This is a genomic window from Bradyrhizobium cosmicum, from assembly GCF_032290525.1.
GTDB classification, from domain to species: Bacteria; Pseudomonadota; Alphaproteobacteria; order Rhizobiales; family Xanthobacteraceae; genus Bradyrhizobium; species Bradyrhizobium cosmicum_A.
On sequence record NZ_JASXTA010000662.1, the window covers coordinates 1 to 230 of the forward strand.

A 230-nucleotide genomic window follows, 5' to 3' on the forward strand; every position below is an offset into this window, starting at 1 on the left:
GAATACAAGGCTTCGCACGGTCCCGGCTGTGGCTGCTGTTCAACCGGCAAGAAGAAGCCGGCCCGGCTCATGACCAAGACCAGAGGTGGCGCCAAGGGCTTTCCGACCGCGCGGCCCTGGATGATCAGCCACTGAGGCTCGATCCTTCCAACTCAAACCAGAACAAGAGGCGATCCCAATGCTTCACGGTGACATTTCCTCCAGCAACGATACGGTCGGCGTCGCTGTCG

At 60.4% G+C, this 230-nt stretch carries 1 pseudogene; it reads left to right on the top strand.

The features are described 5' to 3' along the window. Positions 1 to 135 (top strand): annotated as a pseudogene (locus tag QSV46_RS41255) (zinc ribbon domain-containing protein); the annotation flags it as partial. Positions 136 to 230 lie beyond the last annotated feature (95 nt).